Raw genomic sequence first — 23,968 nt, 5'->3', positions numbered from 1 at the left:
GGCCGGACCACCCCGTCGGTCCATCGACGGGATTGGGAAAGGGCAGGGGGGATCGTCCGCGATCCTCCCGGCCAACCTGAACGGGGTGCACGGAGGCTCCCCAGTAACGTTCCAGGATCAGGAACGGGCTTGACAGGAGGCGTTTGACTGCTTTCCTGACAGGTTGCTACAATCGTCTGTCTCAGCAGGCCAGAATTTTGGCCTGCTTTAACATTTCCGCATCTCTGGCCGGATTTCCGGCCACCAATCAGAAGAACCTACTGATGGCGACGATCAACCAGCTGGTCCGCAAGCCGCGGCAAGCTACTACGTACAAGAGTGCCTCGCCGGCGCTCGACAAGTGCCCGCAGCGCCGTGGCGTCTGCACGCGCGTTTACACCACCACCCCGAAGAAGCCGAACTCGGCTCTCCGCAAGGTTGCCAAGGTCCGCCTGACCAACCAGGAAGAAGTCATTTCCTACATCGGCGGCGAAGGCCACAACCTGCAGGAGCACTCCGTGGTCCTGATCCGTGGCGGTCGCGTCAAGGATCTGCCGGGTGTGCGTTACCACACCGTTCGTGGCTCGCTCGACGCCGCCGGCGTTGCCAAGCGTCGCCAGGCCCGTTCCAAGTACGGCGCCAAGCGTCCGAAGGCATAAGGAGAGACCACTATGTCGCGTAAGGGTAATACTCCGCAGCGTTCCGTCCTGCCGGATCCGAAGCACGGAAGCGAAACCATCGCCCGTTTCATCAACATGGTCATGCTGAGCGGCAAGAAGTCCGTCGCTGAGAAGATCGTGTACGGTGCCATGGACGTCATCGCCGAGAAGAACGCCAACTCGATCGAGCTGGTGCAGAAGGCTCTGGACAACGTCGCTCCGGCGGTCGAAGTGAAGTCGCGCCGTGTCGGTGGTGCCACCTACCAGGTGCCGGTCGAAGTGCGTGCATCGCGCAAGATGGCCCTGGCCATGCGCTGGCTGATCGACTCCGCGCGCAAGCGTGGTGAGAACACCATGCCGAAGAAGCTGGCTGCTGAACTGATCGACGCCTCGGAAAACCGTGGCGGCGCCATCAAGAAGCGCGAAGAAACCCACCGCATGGCCGAAGCCAACAAGGCCTTCGCCCACTACCGCTGGTGAGTTTGACGGCCTTGTAAAACAGGCAGGGCAGCACCACATCGGTGCTGCCTCGCGGCCCCGGAAGGGCTGCGCCAATCCGAAGGCCGCCGCAAGGCGGCGTTCGGCCATCCGAAATCCAAGAAATCTGAGAGGCTCCCCGTGGCCCGTTCCACTCCCATCGAGCGTTACCGTAACTTCGGCATCATGGCTCACATCGATGCCGGCAAGACCACCACGTCCGAGCGCATCCTGTTCTACACCGGCAAGAGCCACAAGATCGGTGAAGTGCACGACGGCGCCGCCACCATGGACTGGATGGAGCAGGAGCAGGAGCGTGGCATCACGATCCAGTCCGCTGCCACCACCGCGTTCTGGAAGGGCATGGACAAGTCCCTGCCGGAACACCGCTTCAACATCATCGACACCCCCGGGCACGTCGACTTCACCATCGAAGTCGAGCGTTCGCTGCGCGTGCTCGATGGCGCGGTGTTCGTGCTGTGTGCCGTCGGTGGCGTGCAGCCGCAGTCGGAAACCGTGTGGCGCCAGGCCAACCGTTACAAAGTGCCGCGCATTGCGTTCGTCAACAAGATGGACCGCACCGGCGCCAACTTCTACAAGGTCCGTGACCAGCTGAAGGCCAAGCTCGGCGCTGTCGCCGTGCCGATGCAGCTGCCGATCGGTGCCGAGGACGGCTTCAAGGGCGTCGTCGACCTGCTGAAGATGAAGGCCATCCATTGGGATGAAGCCTCGCAGGGCATGAAGTTCGAGTATGGCGAAATCCCGGCCGACCTGCAGGAAAAGGCTGAAGAAGCCCGTACCTACATGATCGAAACCGCGGCTGAAGCCAGCGAAGAGCTGATGGAAAAGTACCTGGGCGGCGAAGAGCTGGCCGAGGCCGAAATCATCAACGCGCTGCGTACCCGTACCCTGGCCACCGAAATCGTCCCGATGTACTGCGGTTCGGCGTTCAAGAACAAGGGCGTGCAGGCCATGCTGGACGGCGTGATCCAGCTGCTGCCGTCGCCGGTCGACGTGCCGGACGTGACCGGTACCGACGTGGATGACGAAAACGTCGCCATGACCCGCAAGTCCGACGACAAGGCTCCGTTCTCGTCGCTGGCCTTCAAGATCATCACCGATCCGTTCGTCGGCGCGCTGACCTTCTTCCGTGTCTACTCGGGCACCCTGAACGGTGGCGACACCGTCCTGAACTCGGTGAAGGGCAAGAAGGAGCGCATCGGCCGCATCCTGCAGATGCATTCGAACAACCGCGAAGAAATCAAGGAAGTTCTGGCCGGTGACATCGCCGCTGCCGTGGGCCTGAAGGACACCACCACCGGTGACACCCTGTGCTCGATCGACCAGCCGATCATCCTGGAGCGCATGACGTTCCCGGAACCGGTGATCTCGATGGCTGTCGAGCCGAAGACCAAGTCGGACCAGGAAAAGATGGGTCTGGCCCTGGGCCGTCTGGCGCAGGAAGATCCGTCGTTCCGCGTCAAGACCGACGAAGAATCCGGCCAGACCATCATCTCGGGCATGGGCGAGCTGCACCTGGACATCATCGTCGACCGCCTGAAGCGCGAGTTCAACGTTGAAGCCAACGTCGGCGCGCCGCAGGTTGCCTACCGCGAAACCATCACCCTGGCCGACGTCAAGTCGGACTACAAGCACGCCAAGCAGTCCGGTGGTAAGGGTCAGTACGGTCACGTCGTGATCGAGCTGTCGCCGATCACCGCTGAAGACCGCGCCGATGCGAAGATCGCTCCGCTGATCAAGGACGACTTCCTGTTCGTCAATGACATCACCGGCGGCGTGATTCCGAAGGAATTCATTCCTTCGATCGAAAAGGGCCTGCGCGAAACCATCACCAGCGGTCCGCTGGCTGGCTTCCCGGTGGTGGACGTGAAGGTCAAGCTGGTCTTCGGTTCGTACCACGACGTCGACTCCTCGGAAATGGCGTTCAAGCTGGCATCGTCGATGGCCTTCAAGCAGGGCTTCGCCAAGGCCAAGCCGGTGCTGCTGGAGCCGATCATGAAGGTCGAGATCGTGACCCCGGAGGATTACCAGGGTGACGTGATGGGCGACGTGAGCCGTCGTCGCGGCGTGCTGCAGGGTTCCGACACCACCGGTGACGGCTCCGCTTCGATCATCAACGCGATGATCCCGCTGGGTGAAATGTTCGGTTACGCCACTGCGCTGCGTTCGCAGACCCAGGGCCGCGCCACCTTCACCATGGAATTCGACCATTACGAGCCGGCGCCGAACAACATCGCCGAAGCCGTCATGAAGAAGGGCTGAGCCTCGCTCAGCCTCTCCTGAAAACACTTACGACAATCAAGGGATACAACAATGGCAAAGGGTAAGTTCGAGCGCACCAAGCCGCACGTCAACGTCGGCACCATCGGTCACGTCGATCACGGCAAGACCACGCTGACCGCCGCGCTGACCAAGATCGGCGCCGAGCGCTTCGGCGGCGAGTTCAAGGACTACTCGGCAATCGACGCCGCTCCGGAAGAGAAGGCTCGTGGTATCACGATCTCGACCGCGCACGTCGAATACGAATCCACCACCCGTCACTACGCCCACGTCGATTGCCCGGGCCACGCTGACTACGTCAAGAACATGATCACCGGTGCCGCCCAGATGGACGGCGCGATCCTGGTGTGCTCGGCCGCTGACGGCCCGATGCCGCAGACCCGCGAGCACATCCTGCTGTCGCGTCAGGTCGGCGTGCCGTACATCGTCGTGTTCCTGAACAAGGCCGACATGGTTGACGATGCCGAGCTGCTGGAACTGGTCGAAATGGAAGTCCGCGAGCTGCTGAGCAAGTACGACTTCCCGGGCGACGACACCCCGATCATCTCGGGTTCGGCCCGCCTGGCGCTGGAAGGCGACCAGAGCGACATCGGCGTGCCGGCCGTGATCAAGCTGGTCGATGCTCTCGACAGCTGGATCCCGACCCCGGAGCGTGACGTCGACAAGCCGTTCCTGATGCCGGTGGAAGACGTGTTCTCGATCTCGGGCCGCGGCACCGTGGTGACCGGTCGTATCGAGCGCGGCGTGATCAAGGTCGGCGAAGAAATCGAAATCGTCGGCATCCGTCCGGTGCAGAAGACCACCGTGACCGGCGTCGAAATGTTCCGCAAGCTGCTGGACCAGGGCCAGGCAGGTGACAACGCCGGTCTGCTGCTGCGCGGCACCAAGCGTGACGACGTCGAGCGTGGCCAGGTCCTGGCCAAGCCGGGTTCGATCAAGCCGCACACCAAGTTCGACGCCGAAGTCTACGTGCTGTCGAAGGACGAGGGCGGCCGTCACACCCCGTTCTTCAAGGGCTACCGTCCGCAGTTCTACTTCCGTACCACCGACATCACCGGTGCGGTTGAACTGCCGGAAGGCGTCGAGATGGTGATGCCGGGCGACAACATCAAGATGGTTGTCACCCTGATCAACCCGGTCGCAATGGACGCCGGCCTGCGCTTCGCAATCCGCGAAGGTGGCCGTACCGTCGGTGCCGGTGTGGTCTCCACCATCATCGAGTAATCTGCTACACTCTGCGCCCCGATGTTGCCTGGGTAGGGCATCGGGGCGTATCAAACGGGAAAGTAGGCACAGGATGTGCCTTGTGTTCCCCGGACCAGGAAGGGTCAATGCCATTCAGGCGGCGTCAACAGGAAACTGTTGACAGCTGCCTTGCGTGCCATTATGCTTCGTCGTCTGGGCAGGCCTGTTTCTAGGTCTGCCTACGTTTTTGAGGTCTACGGATTGACCTTGTCGGCCTGCAGGAGTGCGGGCCGTCCGTATTCAGGGATTTCATGGGGCAAAGCAACCCAGAGGCTTTGTCTGTCGCTCTTTTAACGAAGGAACCTACCGCCATGGCGGACCAAAAGATCCGGATCCGGCTGAAAGCGTTCGATCATCGTCTGATCGACCGTTCGGCCAGCGAGATCGTTGAGACGGCCAAGCGGACCGGCGCGCAAGTGCGTGGCCCGATCCCGCTGCCGACCAAGATCGAGCGTTACACCATTCTCGTTTCCCCGCACGTCGACAAGGACGCGCGTGACCAGTACGAGACCCGCACGCACAAGCGCGTGCTCGATATCGTTGACCCGAATGACAAGACCGTGGACGCGCTGATGAAGCTCGAACTGGCTGCCGGCGTCGACGTTCAGATCAAGCTGACCTGAGGACTACGACCATGACGAAGAAGTATTCGTTGGGCTTCGTGGGCCGCAAGGCTGGCATGAGCCGCGTGTTCACCGAAGATGGCCGCTCCATCCCGGTGACCCTGATCGAAGCAACCCCGAACCGCATCGCGCAGATCAAGACCGTCGAAACCGACGGCTACAGCGCCGTGCAGGTGACCGTCGGCGCTCGTCGCGCTGCCCTGGTCAACAAGCCGGAAGCCGGCCACTTCGCCAAGGCGAAGGTGGAAGCGGGTCGTGGCCTGTGGGAATTCCGCGTTGAAGACGCGCAGCTCGGCGATTTCGCCGTTGGCGGCGAAGTCAAGGCGGACATCTTTGAAGTCGGCCAGATCGTCGACGTCCAGGGTGTCACCAAGGGTAAGGGCTTCCAGGGCACCATCAAGCGCTACAACTTCCGTATGGGTGACGCTACCCACGGTAACTCGCTGTCGCATCGCGCGCCGGGTTCGCTGGGTCAGCGCCAGACGCCGGGTCGCGTGTTCCCGGGCAAGAAGATGTCCGGTCACATGGGCTCCGTGCAGCAGAGCACCCAGAACCTGGAAGTTGTCAAGGTCGACGTCGAACGCGGTCTGATCGCGGTTCGCGGCGCCGTTCCGGGCGCGGCGGGTGGCGACGTGATCGTCCGTCCGGCGAGCAAGGCATAAGGAGAGATGACGATGGAACTCGTTATCACGGGTAGCAATAACAAGGTCTCGGTCTCCGACGCCGTGTTCGGTCGCGATTTCAGCGAAGATCTGGTCCACCAGGTCGTCGTTGCTTACCGCAACGCCGGTCGCGCCGGCACCAAGGCGCAGAAGACTCGCTCCGAAGTGGCAGGTACCACCAAGAAGTCGAAGAAGCAGAAGGGCGGCGGCGCGCGTCATGGCGCACTGACGGCTCCGATCTTCGTCGGCGGCGGTGTCACCTTCGCGGCAAAGCCGCGCAGCTTCGAGCAGAAGGTCAATCGTAAGCAGTACCGTGCCGCCATGTGCGCGATCCTGTCCGAGCTGAACCGTCAGGGCCGTCTGACCATCGTGGAGTCCTTCGATGTCGAAGTGACCAACACGAAGGGTCTGATCGCCAAGCTGGCCGGCCTGGAAGTGGGCAAGCGCCCGCTGATCGTCACTGAAGAAGCCTCCGAGCACCTGTACCTGTCCGCCCGCAATCTGCCGTACGTGCAGGTGCGTGACGTCCAGGGTCTGGACCCGGTGTCGCTGGTCGGTGCCGACACGGTCGTCATCACCGCTGATGCGGTCAAGAAGGTCGAGGAGTGGCTGGCATGAACAGCAACGAAAAAATCTTCAGCGTGCTGCGTGCCCCGCGTGTCTCCGAAAAGACCGCTCGCATTCAGGAACTCTCCAACCAGTATGCCTTCGAAGTTTCGAACGAAGCCACCAAAGCCGATGTAAAGGCCGCGGTTGAGCAGCTGTTCGGCGTCAAGGTCGAGGCTGTCAACGTGGTCAACGTCAAGGGCAAGAACAAGTCCTTCCGTAACCGTGCTGGCCGCCGCGGCGATTGGCGTAAGGCTTACGTTCGCTTGGCCGACGGCCAGTCGATCGATGTAACGGCCAAGGCCTGAGGTACATCCCATGCCATTGATGAAATTCAAGCCCACTTCCCCCGGCCGCCGTTCGGCCGTGCGCGTGGTTACCCCCGACCTGCACAAGGGTGCTCCGCACGCCGCACTGGTCGAGTCGCAGAGCCGCTCGGGTGGTCGTAACCACCATGGCCGCATCACCGTGCGTCACGTCGGTGGTGGTGCCAAGCAGCACTACCGCATCATCGACTTCAAGCGCAACAAGCTGGGCATCCCGGCGCGCGTGGAACGCATCGAATACGATCCGAACCGCACCGCCCACATCGCCCTGCTGTGCTACGTCGACGGCGAGCGTCGCTACATCATCGCCCCGAAGGGCCTGAAGGCTGGTGATCAGGTGATCGCTGGTTCGGATGCCCCGATCAAGGCTGGCAACACCCTGCCGCTGCGCAACATCCCGGTCGGTACCACCATCCACTGCATCGAACTGAAGCCCGGCAAGGGCGCTCAGATCGCCCGCGCCGCTGGTGCGGCCGTGCAGCTGGTTGCCCGCGAAGGCATCTACGCCACCCTGCGCCTGCGCTCGGGTGAAATGCGTAAGGTTCCGGTCGAGTGCTGCGCCACTATCGGTGAAGTCGGCAACGACGAGCACAGCCTGGAAAAGCTGGGCAAGGCCGGTGCCAAGCGTTGGCGCGGCGTCCGCCCGACCGTTCGTGGTGCTGCCATGAACCCGGTTGACCACCCGCACGGTGGTGGTGAGGCCAAGGCCGGCCAGGGTAATCCGCATCCGGTCACCCCGTGGGGTGTCCCGACCAAGGGTTACAAGACGCGCCATAACAAGCGCACTCAGCAGTTCATCGTCCGCGATCGTAGGGGCTAATCGACCATGGCACGTTCACTCAAGAAGGGCCCGTTCGTCGATCACCACCTCGTCAAGAAGGTGGAGGCCGCTGCGGGCAGCAAGAAGCCGATCAAGACCTGGTCGCGCCGTTCGATGATCCTGCCTGACATGGTAGGCGTCACCATTGCCGTGCATAACGGCAAGAACCACATCCCGGTTCTCGTCAACGAGAACATGGTCGGCCACAAGCTCGGCGAATTTGCCATCACCCGGACCTTCAAGGGTCACGGTGGTGACAAGAAGTCGGGTAAGTAAGGAGAGATGACAATGGAAGCGAAAGCCATCCTGCGCACTGCGCGCATCTCCCCGCAGAAGGCTCGTCTGGTCGCTGACCAGGTGCGCGGTCTGCCGGCCGAACGTGCGGTCAACCTGCTGAAGTTCTCGGACAAGAAGGCTGCCCACCTGATCAAGAAGGTGGTGGAGTCGGCTATTGCAAATGCCGAGAACAACCAGGGCGCCGACGTCGACGAGCTGAAGGTTCAGACCATCATGGTTGATGAAGGTCCGACCCTGAAGCGTTTCATGGCGCGGGCGAAAGGCCGCGGTACCCGCATCCTCAAGCGCACCAGCCACATCACTGTGGTTGTGGGCGCCGCCAAGTAAGCGGATAAGGAAAAGACCATGGGTCATAAAGTTCATCCGATTGGTATCCGCCTCGGCATTTCCAAGGACTGGAACTCCAAGTGGTACGCCAACAAGGCCGAGTTCGCTGGTTACCTGGCAGCCGACCTGAAAGTGCGCGAAATGCTGCGCAAGAAGCTGGCTCAGGCCGGCATCAGCAAGATCCTGATCGAGCGTCCGGCCAAGACCGCTCGCGTGACGATCCACACCGCCCGTCCGGGCGTGGTGATCGGCAAGCGCGGTGAGGACATCGAGAAGCTGCGCAAGGAAGTGAGCGAGATGATGGGCGTCCCGGCGCACATCAACGTCACCGAAGTGCGCAAGCCGGAACTGGACGCTCAGCTCGTTGCCGAGTCGATCGCCCAGCAGCTGGAGCGTCGCATCATGTTCCGCCGCGCCATGAAGCGCTCGGTCGGCAACGCGATGCGCCTGGGTGCCCTGGGCATCAAGGTCAACGTGGGTGGCCGCCTCAACGGTGCAGAAATCGCCCGTTCGGAGTGGTACCGCGAAGGCCGCGTGCCGCTGCACACCCTGCGTGCCGACATCGACTATGGCTTCGCTGAAGCCAAGACGACCTACGGCATCATCGGCATCAAGGTCTGGATCTACAAGGGCGAGGTCTTTGATTTCTCCCAGGTTGGCCAGGAAAAGCAGGACGACACCCCGTCGCGCAACGATCGTCACGATCGCGGCGACCGCGGTGACCGTCAGCGCCCGGCTCGTGAAGCGAGGTAACGACAATGTTGCAACCCAAGCGAACCAAGTACCGCAAGGTGCACAAGGGCCGTAACGACGGCCTGAGCTGGAGCGCCAACGCTGTCAGCTTCGGCGAGTACGGCCTCAAGGCAACCGCCCACGGCCAGCTGACCGCGCGTCAGATCGAAGCGGCCCGCCGCTCGATCAGCCGCTACGTCAAGCGCGGCGGCAAGATGTGGATCCGTGTGTTCCCCGACAAGCCCATCACCAAGAAGCCCATCGAAGTTCGAATGGGTTCGGGTAAGGGCAACGTGGAATACTGGGTGGCCCAGATCCAGCCCGGCCGCATGATCTATGAAATCGAGGGTGTCTCGGAGGAAGTGGCACGCGAGGCGTTCCGCCTGGCCGCCGCCAAGCTCTCGGTCACCACCACTTTCGTGACCCGGACGGTGCGCTGATGGAACTGAAAACTCTCCGTGAAAAGTCGGCTGACGAACTGAAGGCCCACCTGATCGACCTGCGTAAGGAACAGTTCTCTGTCCGTATGCAGCAGGTCACCGGCCAGCTGCCGAAGACTCACGATATCCGCCGCGTCCGTCGTGAGATTGCTCGCGTCAAGACGCTGCTCGGCAGCACGAAGTAAGGACGGCCGCTATGAGCGACAATATCGAAAACAAGGCGCTGCGCACGGTCGAAGGCCGTGTCGTCAGCAACAAGATGGACAAGACGGTTACCGTCCTGGTTGAGCGTCAGGTCAAGCACGCGCTGTACGGCAAGTACATCAAGCGCTCGACGAAGCTGCACGCCCACGATGCCGACAACGCCTGCAAGGAAGGCGATGTCGTCCGCGTGACCGAGATTGCTCCGATGTCCAAGACCAAGAACTGGCGCGTGGTGGAAGTCATCACGCGCGCGGCTGAATAAGGAGCTGAATCATGATCCAGATGCAGAGCTACCTTGACGTCGCGGACAATTCGGGTGCCAAGCAGGTGATGTGCTTCAAGGTGCTGGGTGGTTCCAAGCGCCGTTACGCCGGCATCGGCGACATCATCAAGGTCACCGTGAAGGATGCGATTCCGCGCGGCAAGGTCAAGAAGGGTGAAGTGTATGACGCCGTCGTGGTGCGTACCCGCAAGGGTGTGCGTCGCGCCGACGGTTCGCTGATCCGCTTCGACGGCAACGCTGCCGTCCTGCTGAACAACAAGCAGGAGCCGATCGGCACCCGTATCTTCGGGCCGGTGACTCGTGAACTTCGCTCTGAGAAGTTCATGAAGATCGTCTCGCTCGCTCCCGAAGTGCTGTGAGCGACAGGAGATAATCATGGCTAACCGTATCAAGAAGGGCGACCAGGTTGTCGTCAACGCCGGCAAGGACAAGGGCAAGCAGGGCGAAGTCGTCCGCGTCGACGGCGACCGTGTGGTCGTCGGCAACGTGAACATCGTCAAGCGCCACACCAAGCCGAACCCGCAGGCAGGTGTTGCCGGCGGCGTGGTCGAGCGCGAAGCTTCGATCCATATCTCCAACGTGAATGTGCTGAACCCGGCTTCGGGCAAGGGCGAACGCGTTGGCTTCAAGGTGCTGGAGGATGGACGCAAACTGCGTGTGTTCCGCTCCAGCGGTGAGGCGCTTGACGCCTGAGGAATGAGAAGATGAGTTCCCGTCTCGAAAAGTTCTACAAGGAAGAAGTGGTACCGGCGCTGATGAAGCAGTTCGGTTACACCAATCCGATGGAAGTGCCGAAGCTTGTCAAGGTCACCCTGAACATGGGTGTCGGCGAAGCGGCCACCAACAAGAAGATCCTGGAAAACGCCGTCGGCGACATGACCAAGATTTCCGGCCAGAAGCCGGTTGTCACCAAGTCGCGCGTGTCGGTTGCGTCGTTCAAGATCCGTGATGGTTGGCCGATCGGCTGCAAGACCACGCTGCGTCGCCACAAGATGTACGAGTTCCTGGATCGCCTGATCAACATCTCGCTGCCGCGCGTGCGCGACTTCCGTGGTGTTTCCGGTCGCTCCTTCGACGGTCGCGGCAACTTCAACATGGGTGTGAAGGAACAGATCATCTTCCCGGAAATCGACTTCGACGCTGTCGACGCGATCCGCGGCATGGATATCGCCATCACCACCACTGCGAAGACCGATGCGGAAGCGAAGGCGCTGCTGGCAGCGTTCAAGTTCCCGTTCCGTAACTGATCCGTCGAGGAATCCGAAATGGCAAAGACCTCCATGGTCAACCGCGACATCAAGCGGGAAAAGCTGGCAAAGAAGTACGCTGAAAAGCGTGCGGCTCTGAAGAAGATCGTGTCCTCCGTGGACGCGACCTACGAAGAGAAGATCGACGCCGCAACCAAGCTGGCCAAGCTGCCGCGCGATTCGTCGCCGAGCCGCCACCGCAACCGTTGCGAACTGTCGGGTCGTCCGCGTGGCGTCTACAGCAAGTTCGGCCTGGGCCGTAACAAGCTGCGCGAAGCCACCATGCGTGGCGACGTCCCGGGTCTGCGCAAGGCCAGCTGGTAATCCCAGCCGGCCCTGTGATCAGGAACCCCTTCGGGGGGTTCCTGAACCGGGCAGGGGAGGCATTCAGCTTTCCCGACGCAAAAAAACCGAAGAGCCCGGCGCAAGCCGGGCTCTTTTGGCGTATACTCCCGCGTCTTGCTCTGTGCGAACGGGGTAGCAGGGCAGGCCATCGGCCTGCTGCAACAAGGGACCTGGCCCGTTTCCAGGAGACAACAGATTTTCGCGAAAGCGGATATCGGTGCACTCAAAGGTACTCATATGAGCATGACTGATCCCATCGCCGACCTGCTGGTCCGCATCAAGAATGCGGCCGCGGTTGGCAAGCAGACGGTGAAAGCCCCGTCGTCCAAGATCAAGGTTGCGATCGCCCAGGTCCTGAAGGACGAGGGTTACATCACCGACCTGCGCGTGACCCAGCTGGAAAACAACAAGTCCGAGCTGGAAATCGTGCTGAAGTATTTCGAAGGCAAGCCGGTCATCGCGACCCTGAAGCGCTTCTCGCGTTCGGGCCTGCGCCAGTACCGCGGCAAGAGCGAGCTGCCGAAGGTCATGAATGGCCTGGGTATCTCCATCATTTCCACCTCCAAGGGCATCATGACTGATGCGCAGGCGCGCCAGCTGGGCGTCGGCGGCGAAGTCCTGTGCTTCGTGGCCTAAGGCGAAAGGAGTAATACTATGTCCCGCGTAGCCAAGAAGCCCGTCACCCTGGGTAAGGTTGAACTGAACGTCCAGTCCGATTCCGTCACCGTCAAGGGCCCGAAGGGCACCCTGTCGCTGCCGAAGCCGGCCGGCATTGCCATCAACGTCGACAACGGCGTTGCCACCCTGAGCGCCGAGAATGTTGACCTGGTCCCGCTGACCGGCACCGTCCGCGCCATCCTGGCCAACATGGTCAAGGGTGTTACCGAAGGCTTCGAGCGCAAGCTGGAGCTGGTCGGCGTGGGTTACCGTGCTGCCATGCAGGGCAAGGACCTGAGCCTGTCGCTCGGTTACTCGCACCCGATCGTGTTCGTGGCGCCGGAAGGCATCACCATCACCACCCCGACCCAGACCGAAATTCTGGTGCAGGGCGCTGACAAGCAGGTCGTCGGTGAAGTCGCCGCCAAGATCCGTGCGTTCCGCAAGCCGGAACCGTACAAGGGCAAGGGCGTGAAGTACTCCGACGAAGTCATCATCCGTAAGGAAGCCAAGAAGGCGTAAGTGCGAGTCCCTCGCAAGAGCCCGCACATCCATGTGCGGACTCCTGAGGGAAAAGCCTAACCTTCCGCTTTCAAGGGAAAAAAATCATGAACAAGAACATCGCCCGCCTGCGTCGCGCCAAGTCGACCCGCGCCCACATCCGTGAGCTCGGCGTCGCCCGCCTGTCGGTGCTGCGCACCGGCCAGCACCTGTACGCCCAGGTCTTCACCGCTGACGGTTCCAAGGTGCTGGCTGCCGCCAACACCACCCAGACCGACATCATGGAAGGCCTGAAGAACGGCAAGAACGCCGATGCCGCCGCCAAGGTCGGCCGTATCGTTGCTGAGCGTGCCAAGGCCGCCGGCATCGAGAAGGTTGCCTTCGATCGTTCGGGCTACCGCTACCACGGCCGCATCAAGGCCCTGGCAGAAGCCGCCCGCGAAGCCGGCCTGCAGTTCTAAGGGATAAGGGCAGGGGACTTCTGGTCCCCTGTCCGCCTGCTCGCCCGCCTGAGTGAGGCGGGGCGGCGCCGCTCTTCTGCAGCGGCCCACCGCACCAGCGCGGTACTTCACAACCATAAGCGGCCTCGAGCCGTACATACCCAAACTACCAAGGAATCAAGATGGCAGAAGAACGTCAGCAGCGGGGTCGCGATCGCGACCGTAACCGCGAAGAGAAAGTCGACGACGGCATGATCGAAAAGCTGGTCGCGGTCAACCGCGTCAGCAAGACCGTCAAGGGTGGCCGCCAGTTCACCTTCACCGCCCTGACCGTGGTCGGCGACGGCGAAGGCAAGGTCGGTTTCGGTTATGGCAAGGCGCGCGAAGTGCCGGTCGCCATCCAGAAGTCGATGGAACAGGCTCGCAAGAACCTGGTCAGCGTTGACCTGAACAACGGCACCCTGTGGCACACCATCAAGGATGGTCACGGCGCAGCCCGCGTGTTCATGCAGCCGGCTTCCGAAGGTACCGGCGTCATCGCCGGCGGTGCCATGCGCGCCGTGCTGGAAGCGGTTGGCGTGAAGAACGTGCTGGCCAAGGCCACCGGTTCGCGCAACCCGATCAACCTGGTGCGTGCCACCGTGAAGGGCCTGTCTGCTGCGCAGTCGCCGGCTCGCATCGCGGCCAAGCGCGGCAAGAAGGTGGAGGAACTCAACCATGGCTAATGAGTCCAACAAGACTGTGAAGGTGCGCCTGGTGCGCGGCCTGCGTGGTACCCAGTCGCGTCACCGCCTGTCGGTGCGTGCCCTGGGCCTGAACAAGCTCAACGATGTCCGTGAACTGAAGGACAGCCCGCAGGTTCGCGGTCTGATCAACACCGTTCACTACCTCGTCAAGGTTGAGGAGTAATCGATCATGACTCTGCGTCTCAATGAACTGAGCCCGGCACCGGGCGCCCGCACCGAGCGCACCCGCGTCGGTCGCGGTATCGGCTCGGGCCTGGGCAAGACTGCCGGCCGCGGCCACAAGGGTTCGTTCGCCCGTAAGGGTGGCGGCAAGATCAAGGCTGGCTTCGAAGGCGGCCAGACCCCCATGCAGCGTCGTCTGCCGAAGATCGGCTTCCGTTCGCCGATCGCCAAGGACACCGCTGAAGTGCTGCTGTACGCGCTGGACAAGCTGCCGGCCGGCGAGATCGACTTCGCTGCCCTGCGTGCTGCCAAGCTGGTCCCGAGCACTGCAAAGAAGGCCAAGGTCGTCGTCAAGGGCGAAGTGACCAAGGCGTTCACCCTGAAGGGTATTGCTGCCACGGCGGGTGCCAAGGCTGCAATCGAAGCTGCCGGCGGCAGCGTGACGGAGTAAGAAATCATGGCGCAAGCTGGCATCGGTAACCTCGCGGGCGGAATGGGCAAGTTCACTGAACTTCGCCAACGTTTGCTGTTCGTCGTCGGGGCTTTGATCGTCTATCGCATCGGCTGTTATGTGCCGGTGCCGGGCGTCAATCCCGATGCCATGCTTGCCATGATGCAACAGCAGGGCGGCGGCATCGTGGACATGTTCAACATGTTCTCGGGCGGCGCCCTGCACCGTTTGAGCATCTTCGCGCTCAACGTGATGCCGTACATCTCGGCATCGATCGTGATGCAGCTGGCCACCCACATCTTCCCCGCCCTGAAGGCGATGCAGAAGGAAGGTGAGTCCGGCCGCCGCAAGATCACCCAGTATTCGCGCATCGGCGCCGTGCTGCTGGCGGTGGTGCAGGGCGGTTCGATCGCCCTGGCGCTGCAGAACCAGGTGGCACCGTCGGGCGCTCCGGTCGTGTACGCACCGGGCATGGGCTTCGTGCTCACCGCCGTGGTCGCACTGACCGCCGGCACCATGTTCCTGATGTGGGTCGGTGAGCAGGTCACCGAGCGCGGCATCGGCAACGGCGTGTCGCTGATCATCTTCGCCGGTATCGTGGCAGGCCTCCCGGGTGCGGTCATCCACACCTTCGACGCCTACCGCGACGGCAACATCCAGTTCATCCAGCTGCTGCTGATCGCCATCGTCGTCCTCGCCTTCACCTTCTTCGTGGTGTTCGTCGAGCGCGGCCAGCGCCGGATCACGGTCAACTACGCGCGCCGCCAGGGCGGTCGCAACGCGTACATGAACCAGACCTCGTTCCTGCCGCTGAAGCTGAACATGGCCGGCGTCATCCCGGCGATCTTCGCCTCGAGCCTGCTGGCCTTCCCGGCCACCCTGGCCATGTGGTCCGGCCAGGCCGCCAACCAGAGCGCCGTCGGCCAGACCCTGCAGAAGGTCGCCAACGCCCTGGGCCCGGGCGAGCCGCTGCACATGATCGTGTTCGCTGCGCTGATCACCGGTTTCGCGTTCTTCTATACCGCGCTGGTGTTCAACTCGCAGGAAACCGCCGACAACCTGAAGAAGTCGGGCGCGCTGATTCCGGGCATCCGTCCGGGCAAGGCCACCGCCGATTACATCGACGGCGTGCTGACCCGCCTGACCGCTGCCGGTTCGGCCTACCTGGTGATCGTCTGCCTGCTGCCGGAACTGATGCGCACGCAGCTGAACGCCTCGTTCTACTTCGGTGGTACGTCGCTGCTGATCGTCGTGGTGGTGGTGATGGACTTCATCGCCCAGGTGCAGGCGCACCTGATGTCCCACCAGTACGAGAGCCTGCTGAAGAAGGCCAACCTGAAGGGCGGCAACCGCGGCGGTTTTGCCCGCGGCTGATAAGCCTGTTATACTTTCGTCTTCCTGACGTGATGGTCCTCCGCTTCGCGGACTCTGGCCACACAAACGAAGGGCGGCCCCCGCAGCGGTTCCGGGTGGGGGTGTGGCGAGGTGGTCCTGCGCTGGAGTAGCGCGGGCGGCCCCGGGGAAACCCAGGTCCAACCTTGTCCGGCGCCGGAGCCTGGGCACACTCCCCAGGCCGGGTCCATGAAACTTCAATGTTTCACGGGCTTCCATGTAGACCGGAACCTTGTTAGTATCGCTAGTTCACTTTTTTGATCCATCCTGCCGGATTGGCGTGCCCGAGGCGCGCTGTCGGCCATCACTCAGCTGGAGAACCGCGTCATGGCGCGTATTGCAGGCGTCAACCTGCCAGCCCAGAAGCACGTCTGGGTCGGGTTGCAAAGCATTTACGGCATCGGCCGTACCCGTTCGAAGAAGGTCTGCGAAGTCGCAGGCGTTGCTTCGACCACCAAGATCCGCGATCTGTCGGAGCCGGAAATCGAGCGCCTGCGCGCCGAAGTCGGCAAGTACATCGTGGAAGGCGATCTGCGCCGTGAAATCGGCATCGCGATCAAGCGCCTGATGGACCTGGGCTGCTACCGCGGCCTGCGTCACCGTCGCGGCCTGCCGCTGCGTGGCCAGCGCACCCGTACCAACGCCCGCACCCGCAAGGGCCCGCGCAAGGCGATCAGGAAGTAAGGGACCTATAAATGGCTAAGCCCGCTGCTAAGACCAAGAAGAAGATCAAGCGCGTCGTCACCGACGGCGTTGCCCACGTCCACGCTTCGTTCAACAACACCATCGTGACCATCACCGACCGCCAGGGCAATGCTCTGTCGTGGGCGACCTCCGGTGGCGCTGGCTTCCGCGGTTCGCGCAAGTCGACCCCGTTCGCTGCCCAGGTGGCTGCCGAAAAGGCCGGTCGCGCTGCGCTGGACTACGGCGTGAAGTCGCTGGAAGTCCGCATCAAGGGCCCGGGTCCGGGCCGTGAGTCGGCCGTGCGTTCGTTGAACAACGTCGGCTACAAGATCACCAACATCATCGACGTGACGCCTATCCCGCACAACGGGTGCCGTCCGCCGAAGAAGCGTCGCGTCTAAAGGGAGCGATAAGAAATGGCTCGTTATATCGGTCCTACCTGTAAGCTCGCCCGTCGCGAAGGCGCCGACCTGTCCCTGAAGAGCCCGGCGCGTGCGCTGGACTCCAAGTGCAAGCTGGAGCAGAAGCCCGGCCAGCACGGCGCCACTGCCCGTAAGGGCAAGCTGTCCGACTACGCCACCCAGCTGCGTGAAAAGCAGAAGGTCAAGCGTATCTACGGCCTGCTGGAGCGTCAGTTCCGCAACTACTACAAGAAGGCCTCGACCAAGAAGGGCAACACCGGCGAGAACCTGCTGCAGCTGCTGGAAACCCGCCTGGACAACGTCGTCTACCGCATGGGCTTCGCCGTGACCCGTCCGGCTGCCCGTCAGCTGGTGTCGCACCGCGGCGTCACCGTGAATGGCAAGTCGGTCAACCTGGCTTCGTACCAGGTCAAGGCTGGCGACGCCATCGCTCTGTCTGAAAAGGCTGCCAAGCAGCTGCGCGTCCAGGAAGCCCTGACCGTCGCCGCCCAGCATGACCTGAGCCCGTCGTGGGTTGAAGTGGATTCCGGCAAGTTCACCGGCATCTTCAAGGCTGTTCCGGATCGTTCGGATCTGCCTGCGGACATCAACGAAGCGCTGATCGTCGAGCTGTATTCGAAGTAATTCATCATTGGAGAGCCCCCGGCGACGGCCGGGGGTTCACTAGGAGAACCCGCAACATGACGGTTACCGCCAACCAGGTTCTGCGTCCTCGCGGTCCGCAGATCGAACGCCTTACCGACACCCGTGCAAAGGTCGTTATCGAACCTTTGGAGCGGGGTTACGGGCATACGCTGGGTAATGCCCTGCGTCGCGTGCTGCTGTCGTCCATCCCGGGCTTCGCCATCACGGAAGTCGAAATCGACGGCGTGTTGCACGAGTACACCACGGTCGAAGGTCTGCAGGAGGACGTGCTCGAAGTCCTGCTGAACCTGAAGGACGTGGCCATCCGTATGCATTCCGGCGACAGCGCCACCCTGTCCCTGTCCAAGCAGGGCCCGGGCGTTGTCACTGCAGCTGACATCAAGGTCGACCACAATGTGGAGATCCTGAACAGCGATCATGTGATCTGCCACCTGACCAAGGATACGGCGATCAACATGCGTCTGAAGATCGAACGTGGTTTCGGCTACCAGCCGGCTGCCGCGCGTCGTCGTCCGGACGAAGAAACCCGTGCCATCGGCCGCCTGGTCCTGGATGCCTCGTTCTCGCCGGTCCGCCGCGTCGCCTATGCCGTGGAAGCGGCTCGTGTCGAACAGCGTACCGACCTGGACAAGCTGGTCATCGATATCGAGACCAACGGCACCATCGACGCCGAGGAAGCCGTGCGCACCGCCGCCGACATCCTCAGCGACCAGCTGTCGGTGTTCGGTGACTTCACCCATCGCGACCGCGGTGCAGCCAAGCCGGCCAACAACGGCGTGGATCCGGTGCTGCTGCGCCCGATCGACGATCTGGAGCTGACCGTGCGTTCGGCCAACTGCCTGAAGGCCGAAAGCATCTACTACATCGGCGATCTGATCCAGAAGACCGAAGTGGAGCTGCTGAAGACCCCGAACCTGGGCAAGAAGTCGCTCACCGAGATCAAGGAAGTGCTGGCTCAGCGCGGCCTGTCCCTCGGCATGAAGCTGGAGAACTGGCCGCCGGCCGGCGTCGCCAGCCACGGCATGCTGGGCTGATATCGGTAATGCCTGGAGGCTCCACCGTTCGCGGTGGGGCCTTCAACGCAACATACATGCCACGACGAACCGCAGGTTCGCGGGCAGGTCGTCCAGGACGGATGGCCAGGACCAACCGCAGTCCGTGCAGCAACGCCAGGATGGCGACAACGATCCACACAGCCTCATCATTAACCAAGGAATATCACCATGCGTCACATGAAGTCTGGCCGTAAGTTCAACCGCACCAGCGCCCACCGCGAAGCGATGTTCAAGAACATGGCCGCCTCGCTGTTCAAGCACGAGCTGATCAAGACCACCCTGCCGAAGGCCAAGGAACTGCGCCGCGTTGCCGAGCCGCTGATCACCCTGGCCAAGGTCGACTCCGTCGCCAACCGCCGTCTGGCCTTCGCCCGCCTGCGTGACAACGAAGCCGTGGGCAACCTGTTCACCATCCTGGGCCCGCGCTACGCGAACCGTCCGGGCGGCTACCTGCGTCTGCTGAAGTGCGGCTTCCGCGCCGGCGACAACGCTCCGATGGCCTACGTCGAGCTGGTCGACCGTCCGGCCGTGGCTGAGGAAGTGGCCGAGTAATCGGACCGCTCCAACGCGACACAGCGAAAGCCCGGCCTCTGCCGGGCTTTTGCGTTCTGGTAGCGCCGGGCCATGCCCGGCGTTTCCGTTTCCGGGCTCCGCTCCGGCCCACACCGTTCCGACAGGCGTGCCGTGTGGCGGTTCGAACGGGAGGCGCTCTCGGTTACGCTTGGCGCCTGATCCGTTCGAGCGTTCACGATGAATCCTTTGCGCTGGCCCTTCCGCGCCCAGTTCCTGTTGGGCTTCCTGATCTGCGTGGGCCTGCTTGGCTACGCGATATTCCTGCAGCTGAAGATGGGGCTGGAGCCTTGCCCGCTGTGCATCTTCCAGCGCCTGGCATTCGCTGCACTGGGCCTGTTGTTCCTGATCGGCGCCTTGCACGGCCCCTCCAACCGGCCGGGGCGCGCGACCTACGGCATCCTTGCCTTCATTGCGGCAGCTGTCGGAATCGGCATTGCTGGGCGCCATGTGTACGTGCAGATGCTCCCGCCGGAGATGGGTTCCACCTGCGGCCCGCCGCTGGCGTTCCTGAGCGAGACCATGGGGCCGCTGGAAGTGTTCCGCACCGTGCTGACCGGCACCGGCAACTGCGGCAACATCGACTGGACCTTCCTGGGCATGACCATGCCGATGTGGTCGGGCGTGTGGTTCGTCCTGCTGGCGCTGTGGGCGCTGGTGGTGTCGCTGCGCAAGGTCAGGCGCTGAGGCAAGGTAGTGCCGGCCGCTGGCCGGCAACCTCATGAGCGATGGCGGGTGTCCCGTAGTTGCCGGCCAGCGGCCGGCACTACCACGGCCCGTCCTCAGAAGTCCTGCTGCAGGCTCAGGTAGGCACCGCGGCGCGGGCCCCACTGCGGGGCGAACACACCCACACCGCCGCCATCACGCAGCTGGTAGCTGCGATCCAGTGCATTGATCAACGCCACCTGCATGTGCAGCGGATGCCCGCTGTCGGCATTGAAGTCGTGGCCGGCGCTGAGGTTCACCTGCAGGTAGGACGGCAGTTCGCCGCCGTTGGGCACGGTGTCGGTATCCGAGCGCAGGCCGCTGCCGAACACGTAGTTCGCGCCGACGCGGTTGTGGCCGGCGAAGGCATAGCTGAAACCGCCCGACGAGGTCAGCTTCTGGTCGTGGTCCAGGTGGATCCAGTGGTCGGCCACGTAGGCCAGTGCTTCCGGGTCGAGGTTGTACTGGCTGGTGATGACGTCGGTGCCGATGGCCTTGTTCAGGGCGGCATTGACGTAGGCGCTGAAGGGACCGTTGCTGTAGTCGGCACTGAATTCCAGGCCACGGATGTGGCCACGGCGGTAGTTGAACGTCGAGTAGATGTAGGCGGCGCCGAACTGGCCTTCGTCCTGCAGGCGCGATACGCGCCGGTCGTAGGCATCCAGGCCCAGGGTCAGGTGGTCGCCGACCTGCTGGGAGACACCGATGTCGTAGTAGTCGCTGCGCTCGGCCAGCGGGATGTTGTTGCCACCGGACGGCTGTGCGTTGGTGGTGCCGTCATACAGGCTGATGTCGCTGGTGGCGATCAGCTCGCTGGCCGGCGGGGTGAAGTAGCGCGAGTAGCCGGCATGCACGGTGGTGCTGTCGCTGGCATTCCAGACCACGCCCAGGCGCGGGCTGAGCTGGCCCTCGGTCTGGCCGAAGGCCTTGTAGCGATCACCGCGCAGGCCGTAGTTGACCGTCCAGTCCTCGCCGATCTTCCATTCGTCCTGCACGTAGACCGCCAGGGTGGTGGCCTTGAACGCGCTGTTGTCGGCAATCTGCAGCGGCGTGGTGCTGGCCTGCGCGCCGTCATCGTCGACCGGGAACACCCAGCTGTTGGTGCTGGCACGGGCGCGTTCCTGGTTGCCGTATACGCCGTAGCGCAGCGTGTGGTTGTCGCCCAGCGGCGTGGAGAAATCCGCCTGCAGCGTATTGGCGCGGTTGTTGCGCTGGACCTGCGAGGCGACGCCACTGAACACCAGGTCGCCGGCCACGTCGGGATTGAAGCCGACATCGCTGTAGCGCTGCCCGGCGGAGAGCTGGTAGGCGGTCTCGCCCAGCGTGCCCTGCAGCACCAGCATGCCGAAGCGGGTGGTTTCGCGCTGCGTCTCATCCAGCTGGCTGGAATCGAAGGTGGTGGTGTCCAGGTAGCCGAACTGGGGCGTCTGCCCCGGATTGACCGGAGTCTGGAAGCGGTTGTTGGCGAAGCCGGCGAACACGCTCAGGCGGGTGGTGTCGTTGACCAGATAGGTCAGGTCGGCGAAGGCTTTGCCCTGGTGGGTATCGTCATGCTCCGGCTTGCGCGAGCTGGTCGGGTTCTCCAGGCCGACCTCGTTCTGGTCGTAGTTGCCGGTCAGGAACCAGCTCCAGCGCCCCTGCGAGCCCCACCAGGACGCATTCGGATTGACCTTGCCGAACGAGCCGGTGGTGATGCCGACGCTGCCGCCATTGCCGAGTTCGGCGCCGCTGCGGGTGGTGATGTCGACCACCGCGGCGGTGCGCTCGCCGAACTGCGCTGGCAACGCGCCGTCCATAAGCCGGATGCTCTTGATCGTGCGCGCATCCAGGGTCTGGCCGAAGCCGGAGATCGATTCCGGCAGCAGCACGCCGTTGATGCGGTACTGCAGGTTGGCGTGGTCGCCGCGCACGTGCACGCCACCGTAGGAATCCTGGACCACGCCGGGCGCCTGCAGCAGTACCTGGCTGAGCGGCGCGGACGCCCCCAGCGGCTGCTTCTGGATGTCCTCGGCGGTGATCTGGTACTGGCTGCTGCCGATGTCGGGCGACAGCGCGTTGCGCGCCTGGTCGAGCTGGGCGCTGACGGTGACCGTATCGAGGTCCTTCACCGGCGCCGCGTCGGTGCCGGCATCGGCGGCCAGGGCGAGGTTGGGCAGGCTGGCCAGGGCCAGGGCGAACGTGATGCCGGTAGCGAGCAGGGAGGGCTTCATGGCGGATGGGCTGTGGAAGGGGCCGGTAGGGGTGACTGGATTGTTACTTCGTAACACTGCGGAGCGAATCATGCGCCTGTCCGGGGGGCTGTGGGCATGCGGTTTGTGGCCGCTCGCGCTGACCTTTCCCCGGCGTTCAGCCATGTGCAGGCGTCGCCCGGGCCTTTGCGGCAGCGGCCGGCTCTGCGACCATGACCGTCCCCCACCCCCGGAATCCTGCAATGAGCCTGTCCGCCGTTCCGCCCGTCTCCGATCCTGCTGCGACCGTGTCCGGCGCTGGCTGGTCGCCGGAGAGCTGGCGTGGCAAGACCGCGCTGCAGATGCCGACCTATCCCGATCCGATTGCCCTGGACGCGGCCCTGCATGAGCTGAAGCGGCTGCCGCCGCTGGTGACCTCGTGGGAGATCCTGGCGCTGAAGCAGCAGCTGGCTGATGCGCAGGAGGGCAAGCGCTTCCTGCTGCAGGGCGGTGACTGCGCGGAGAATTTCAGCGACTGCGAATCGGGCACGATCTCCAACCGCCTGAAGGTGCTGCTGCAGATGAGCCTGGTGCTGGTGCACGGCCTGCGCCAGCCGGTGATCCGCGTTGGCCGCTTCGCCGGCCAGTACGCCAAGCCGCGTTCGGCCGACACCGAGACCCGCGATGGCGTGACCCTGCCCAGCTACCGCGGCGATGTGATCAACGCGCCGGCGTTCACCGAGGCTGCGCGCCTGCCGGACCCGAAGCGGATGCTGCAGGCCCACGCGCATTCGGCAATGACGATGAACTTCGTGCGGGCGTTGATCGATGGTGGCTTCGCCGACCTGCACCACCCCGAGTACTGGAACCTGGAGTGGGTGCGGCATTCGCCGCTGGCCGCCGAGTACCAGAAGATGGTGGCCTCGATCGGCGACGCGGTGCACTTCATGGAGACCCTGGCCGGGGCCCGCGTGCACAACCTCAACCGCATCGATTTCTACACCTCGCACGAAGCGCTGCTGCTGCCCTACGAGCAGGCCCTGACCCGCCAGGTGCCGCGCCAGCAGGGCTGGTTGAACCTGAGCACGCATTACCCGTGGATCGGCATGCGCACGGCCGCGCTGGATGGTGCACACGTGGAATACCTGCGTGGCGTGCGCAACCCGATCGCGATCAAGGTGGGCCCGTCGGTGCAGCCGGACCAATTGCTGCGGTTGATCGACGTGCTGAACCCGGATGACGAACCCGGCCGCCTGAGCTTCATCCACCGCATGGGTGCGGCGCAGATTGCCGGGAAGCTGCCGCCGTTGCTGGACGCGGTGAAGCGCGATGGCCGTCGCGTGCTGTGGGTGTGCGATGCGATGCACGGCAATACCGAGAGCACGGCCAACGGCTTCAAGACGCGTCGCTTCGACAACGTGCGGGGCGAGGTGGAGATGTCCTTCGACCTGCACGCAGCAGCGGGCACGCGGCTGGGTGGCGTGCACCTGGAGCTGACCGGCGAGGACGTGACCGAATGCACCGGTGGTGCGCGCGAGTTGACCGAGCGTGATCTGGAGCGTGCGTATCGCTCGACGGTGGACCCGCGGTTGAACTATGAGCAGTCGCTGGAGATAGCGATGGCGATCGTGCGCAAGCAGGAGCAGGCGAGGTAGGTTTTTTCTGCAGGGCTTGCAGCCCTGCACCTGCTCACTGCAACGGCAACTTCAAAAGCCGAAGCGGCATTCCGTGGGATGGCGGGGCACTGTGGGTTTGCGGGGACGCCGTAAACCCATCCATGGGGGCTTGGTCGCCGCA

At 63.3% G+C, this 23,968-nt stretch carries 34 protein-coding genes; 33 read left to right on the top strand and 1 reads right to left on the bottom strand.

Annotated features, from left to right (window positions below; genetic code table 11):
* Positions 1–263 precede the first annotated feature (263 nt).
* From rpsL to AC3WL7_RS17845, 32 genes are all read left to right on the top strand, one after another.
* Positions 264–638, top strand: a complete 375-nt coding sequence (rpsL, locus tag AC3WL7_RS18000; RefSeq protein WP_004145320.1) for a 30S ribosomal protein S12 — start codon at positions 264–266, stop codon at positions 636–638.
* A gap of 12 nt (positions 639–650) precedes the next feature.
* Positions 651–1,118, top strand: a complete 468-nt coding sequence (gene rpsG / locus AC3WL7_RS17995; RefSeq protein WP_108767848.1) for a 30S ribosomal protein S7 — start codon at positions 651–653, stop codon at positions 1,116–1,118.
* 138 nt (positions 1,119–1,256) lie between these two features.
* A complete protein-coding gene (fusA, locus tag AC3WL7_RS17990; protein ID WP_283221798.1) occupies positions 1,257–3,398 on the top strand; it encodes an elongation factor G in 2,142 nt (713 codons plus the stop codon).
* 51 nt (positions 3,399–3,449) lie between these two features.
* On the top strand, positions 3,450–4,640 hold the full coding sequence (tuf, locus tag AC3WL7_RS17985; protein WP_079220745.1) for an elongation factor Tu: 1,191 nt from the start codon (positions 3,450–3,452) through the stop codon (positions 4,638–4,640).
* A gap of 332 nt (positions 4,641–4,972) precedes the next feature.
* Entirely contained in the window at positions 4,973–5,284 is a 312-nt protein-coding gene (gene rpsJ / locus AC3WL7_RS17980) for a 30S ribosomal protein S10 (protein WP_010341589.1), read from the top strand.
* 11 nt (positions 5,285–5,295) lie between these two features.
* Entirely contained in the window at positions 5,296–5,946 is a 651-nt protein-coding gene (gene rplC / locus AC3WL7_RS17975; RefSeq protein WP_059066096.1) for a 50S ribosomal protein L3, read from the top strand.
* Between the two features lie 12 nt (positions 5,947–5,958).
* A complete protein-coding gene (rplD, locus tag AC3WL7_RS17970; protein ID WP_004145337.1) occupies positions 5,959–6,564 on the top strand; it encodes a 50S ribosomal protein L4 in 606 nt (201 codons plus the stop codon).
* Positions 6,561–6,860, top strand: a complete 300-nt coding sequence (gene rplW / locus AC3WL7_RS17965) for a 50S ribosomal protein L23 (RefSeq protein ID WP_079220754.1) — start codon at positions 6,561–6,563, stop codon at positions 6,858–6,860. The genes rplD and rplW overlap by 4 nt, the downstream gene beginning before the upstream one ends.
* A gap of 10 nt (positions 6,861–6,870) precedes the next feature.
* The gene (gene rplB, locus AC3WL7_RS17960) at positions 6,871–7,698 is read left to right on the top strand and encodes a 50S ribosomal protein L2 (RefSeq protein WP_004145339.1); all 828 of its coding nucleotides are present in this window, start codon (positions 6,871–6,873) and stop codon (positions 7,696–7,698) included.
* A gap of 6 nt (positions 7,699–7,704) precedes the next feature.
* Entirely contained in the window at positions 7,705–7,974 is a 270-nt protein-coding gene (rpsS, locus tag AC3WL7_RS17955) for a 30S ribosomal protein S19 (RefSeq protein ID WP_004154485.1), read from the top strand.
* Positions 7,975–7,986: 12 nt separating this feature from the next.
* A complete protein-coding gene (gene rplV / locus AC3WL7_RS17950; protein WP_004145348.1) occupies positions 7,987–8,322 on the top strand; it encodes a 50S ribosomal protein L22 in 336 nt (111 codons plus the stop codon).
* An 18-nt stretch (positions 8,323–8,340) separates the two neighbouring features.
* On the top strand, positions 8,341–9,075 hold the full coding sequence (rpsC, locus tag AC3WL7_RS17945) for a 30S ribosomal protein S3 (RefSeq protein ID WP_004145350.1): 735 nt from the start codon (positions 8,341–8,343) through the stop codon (positions 9,073–9,075).
* 5 nt (positions 9,076–9,080) lie between these two features.
* Positions 9,081–9,494, top strand: coding sequence for a 50S ribosomal protein L16 (rplP, locus tag AC3WL7_RS17940; RefSeq protein ID WP_004154486.1), 414 nt, complete (start codon positions 9,081–9,083; stop codon positions 9,492–9,494).
* Complete coding sequence (gene rpmC, locus AC3WL7_RS17935) at positions 9,494–9,679, top strand: 50S ribosomal protein L29 (RefSeq protein ID WP_004145353.1); 186 nt, start codon at positions 9,494–9,496, stop codon at positions 9,677–9,679. Before rplP ends, rpmC begins: the two co-directional genes overlap by 1 nt.
* Before the next feature lie 11 nt (positions 9,680–9,690).
* Positions 9,691–9,960: a 30S ribosomal protein S17 gene (gene rpsQ, locus AC3WL7_RS17930; RefSeq protein WP_079220755.1), complete on the top strand. Its 270-nt coding sequence runs from the start codon at positions 9,691–9,693 to the stop codon at positions 9,958–9,960.
* A gap of 11 nt (positions 9,961–9,971) precedes the next feature.
* Positions 9,972–10,340 (top strand): 50S ribosomal protein L14, encoded by a 369-nt coding sequence (gene rplN, locus AC3WL7_RS17925; protein WP_010483978.1) that lies wholly within the window; start codon positions 9,972–9,974, stop codon positions 10,338–10,340.
* Between the two features lie 16 nt (positions 10,341–10,356).
* Positions 10,357–10,674: a 50S ribosomal protein L24 gene (gene rplX, locus AC3WL7_RS17920; protein ID WP_079220756.1), complete on the top strand. Its 318-nt coding sequence runs from the start codon at positions 10,357–10,359 to the stop codon at positions 10,672–10,674.
* An 11-nt stretch (positions 10,675–10,685) separates the two neighbouring features.
* Entirely contained in the window at positions 10,686–11,228 is a 543-nt protein-coding gene (gene rplE / locus AC3WL7_RS17915) for a 50S ribosomal protein L5 (protein ID WP_079220757.1), read from the top strand.
* Between the two features lie 18 nt (positions 11,229–11,246).
* A complete protein-coding gene (gene rpsN / locus AC3WL7_RS17910) occupies positions 11,247–11,552 on the top strand; it encodes a 30S ribosomal protein S14 (protein ID WP_079220758.1) in 306 nt (101 codons plus the stop codon).
* A 258-nt stretch (positions 11,553–11,810) separates the two neighbouring features.
* Positions 11,811–12,209 (top strand): 30S ribosomal protein S8, encoded by a 399-nt coding sequence (rpsH, locus tag AC3WL7_RS17905; protein WP_005408210.1) that lies wholly within the window; start codon positions 11,811–11,813, stop codon positions 12,207–12,209.
* An 18-nt stretch (positions 12,210–12,227) separates the two neighbouring features.
* Complete coding sequence (rplF, locus tag AC3WL7_RS17900) at positions 12,228–12,752, top strand: 50S ribosomal protein L6 (RefSeq protein WP_492752171.1); 525 nt, start codon at positions 12,228–12,230, stop codon at positions 12,750–12,752.
* Between the two features lie 86 nt (positions 12,753–12,838).
* Complete coding sequence (gene rplR / locus AC3WL7_RS17895) at positions 12,839–13,192, top strand: 50S ribosomal protein L18 (RefSeq protein ID WP_234458748.1); 354 nt, start codon at positions 12,839–12,841, stop codon at positions 13,190–13,192.
* Between the two features lie 161 nt (positions 13,193–13,353).
* Positions 13,354–13,896 carry a 30S ribosomal protein S5 gene (gene rpsE / locus AC3WL7_RS17890; protein WP_004145411.1) on the top strand — a complete coding sequence of 181 codons (543 nt, stop codon included), beginning with the start codon at positions 13,354–13,356 and terminating at the stop codon, positions 13,894–13,896.
* The gene (gene rpmD, locus AC3WL7_RS17885) at positions 13,889–14,080 is read left to right on the top strand and encodes a 50S ribosomal protein L30 (protein ID WP_004154497.1); all 192 of its coding nucleotides are present in this window, start codon (positions 13,889–13,891) and stop codon (positions 14,078–14,080) included. Before rpsE ends, rpmD begins: the two co-directional genes overlap by 8 nt.
* Positions 14,081–14,086: 6 nt before the next feature.
* On the top strand, positions 14,087–14,530 hold the full coding sequence (gene rplO / locus AC3WL7_RS17880) for a 50S ribosomal protein L15 (protein WP_004154498.1): 444 nt from the start codon (positions 14,087–14,089) through the stop codon (positions 14,528–14,530).
* A 6-nt stretch (positions 14,531–14,536) separates the two neighbouring features.
* On the top strand, positions 14,537–15,904 hold the full coding sequence (secY, locus tag AC3WL7_RS17875) for a preprotein translocase subunit SecY (RefSeq protein WP_079220761.1): 1,368 nt from the start codon (positions 14,537–14,539) through the stop codon (positions 15,902–15,904).
* A gap of 345 nt (positions 15,905–16,249) precedes the next feature.
* Positions 16,250–16,606, top strand: coding sequence for a 30S ribosomal protein S13 (rpsM, locus tag AC3WL7_RS17870; protein ID WP_004145437.1), 357 nt, complete (start codon positions 16,250–16,252; stop codon positions 16,604–16,606).
* An 11-nt stretch (positions 16,607–16,617) separates the two neighbouring features.
* Positions 16,618–17,007 (top strand): 30S ribosomal protein S11, encoded by a 390-nt coding sequence (gene rpsK / locus AC3WL7_RS17865; protein WP_004145443.1) that lies wholly within the window; start codon positions 16,618–16,620, stop codon positions 17,005–17,007.
* Positions 17,008–17,022: 15 nt separating this feature from the next.
* Positions 17,023–17,652 carry a 30S ribosomal protein S4 gene (gene rpsD, locus AC3WL7_RS17860; RefSeq protein ID WP_004145446.1) on the top strand — a complete coding sequence of 210 codons (630 nt, stop codon included), beginning with the start codon at positions 17,023–17,025 and terminating at the stop codon, positions 17,650–17,652.
* Positions 17,653–17,708: 56 nt separating this feature from the next.
* Positions 17,709–18,707: a DNA-directed RNA polymerase subunit alpha gene (locus AC3WL7_RS17855; RefSeq protein WP_079220762.1), complete on the top strand. Its 999-nt coding sequence runs from the start codon at positions 17,709–17,711 to the stop codon at positions 18,705–18,707.
* Positions 18,708–18,896: 189 nt separating this feature from the next.
* Positions 18,897–19,280, top strand: a complete 384-nt coding sequence (rplQ, locus tag AC3WL7_RS17850) for a 50S ribosomal protein L17 (RefSeq protein WP_079220763.1) — start codon at positions 18,897–18,899, stop codon at positions 19,278–19,280.
* Positions 19,281–19,478: 198 nt separating this feature from the next.
* Positions 19,479–19,985, top strand: coding sequence for a disulfide bond formation protein B (locus AC3WL7_RS17845; RefSeq protein ID WP_492752153.1), 507 nt, complete (start codon positions 19,479–19,481; stop codon positions 19,983–19,985).
* Between the two features lie 95 nt (positions 19,986–20,080).
* Here the strand turns inward: AC3WL7_RS17845 and AC3WL7_RS17840 are convergent, their stop codons facing one another.
* Entirely contained in the window at positions 20,081–22,213 is a 2,133-nt protein-coding gene (locus AC3WL7_RS17840) for a TonB-dependent receptor (RefSeq protein ID WP_492752149.1), read from the bottom strand.
* A gap of 221 nt (positions 22,214–22,434) precedes the next feature.
* Between AC3WL7_RS17840 and AC3WL7_RS17835 the strand changes: the two genes are divergently transcribed.
* On the top strand, positions 22,435–23,826 hold the full coding sequence (locus tag AC3WL7_RS17835) for a class II 3-deoxy-7-phosphoheptulonate synthase (RefSeq protein WP_492752146.1): 1,392 nt from the start codon (positions 22,435–22,437) through the stop codon (positions 23,824–23,826).
* Positions 23,827–23,968 lie beyond the last annotated feature (142 nt).

The sequence above is a fragment of the Stenotrophomonas sp. FW305-3-2-15-E-LB1 genome (assembly GCF_058787375.1).
The sequence above is the reverse complement of the archived record's forward strand: the minus strand, read 5'-3'. Positions and strand labels throughout refer to the sequence as shown.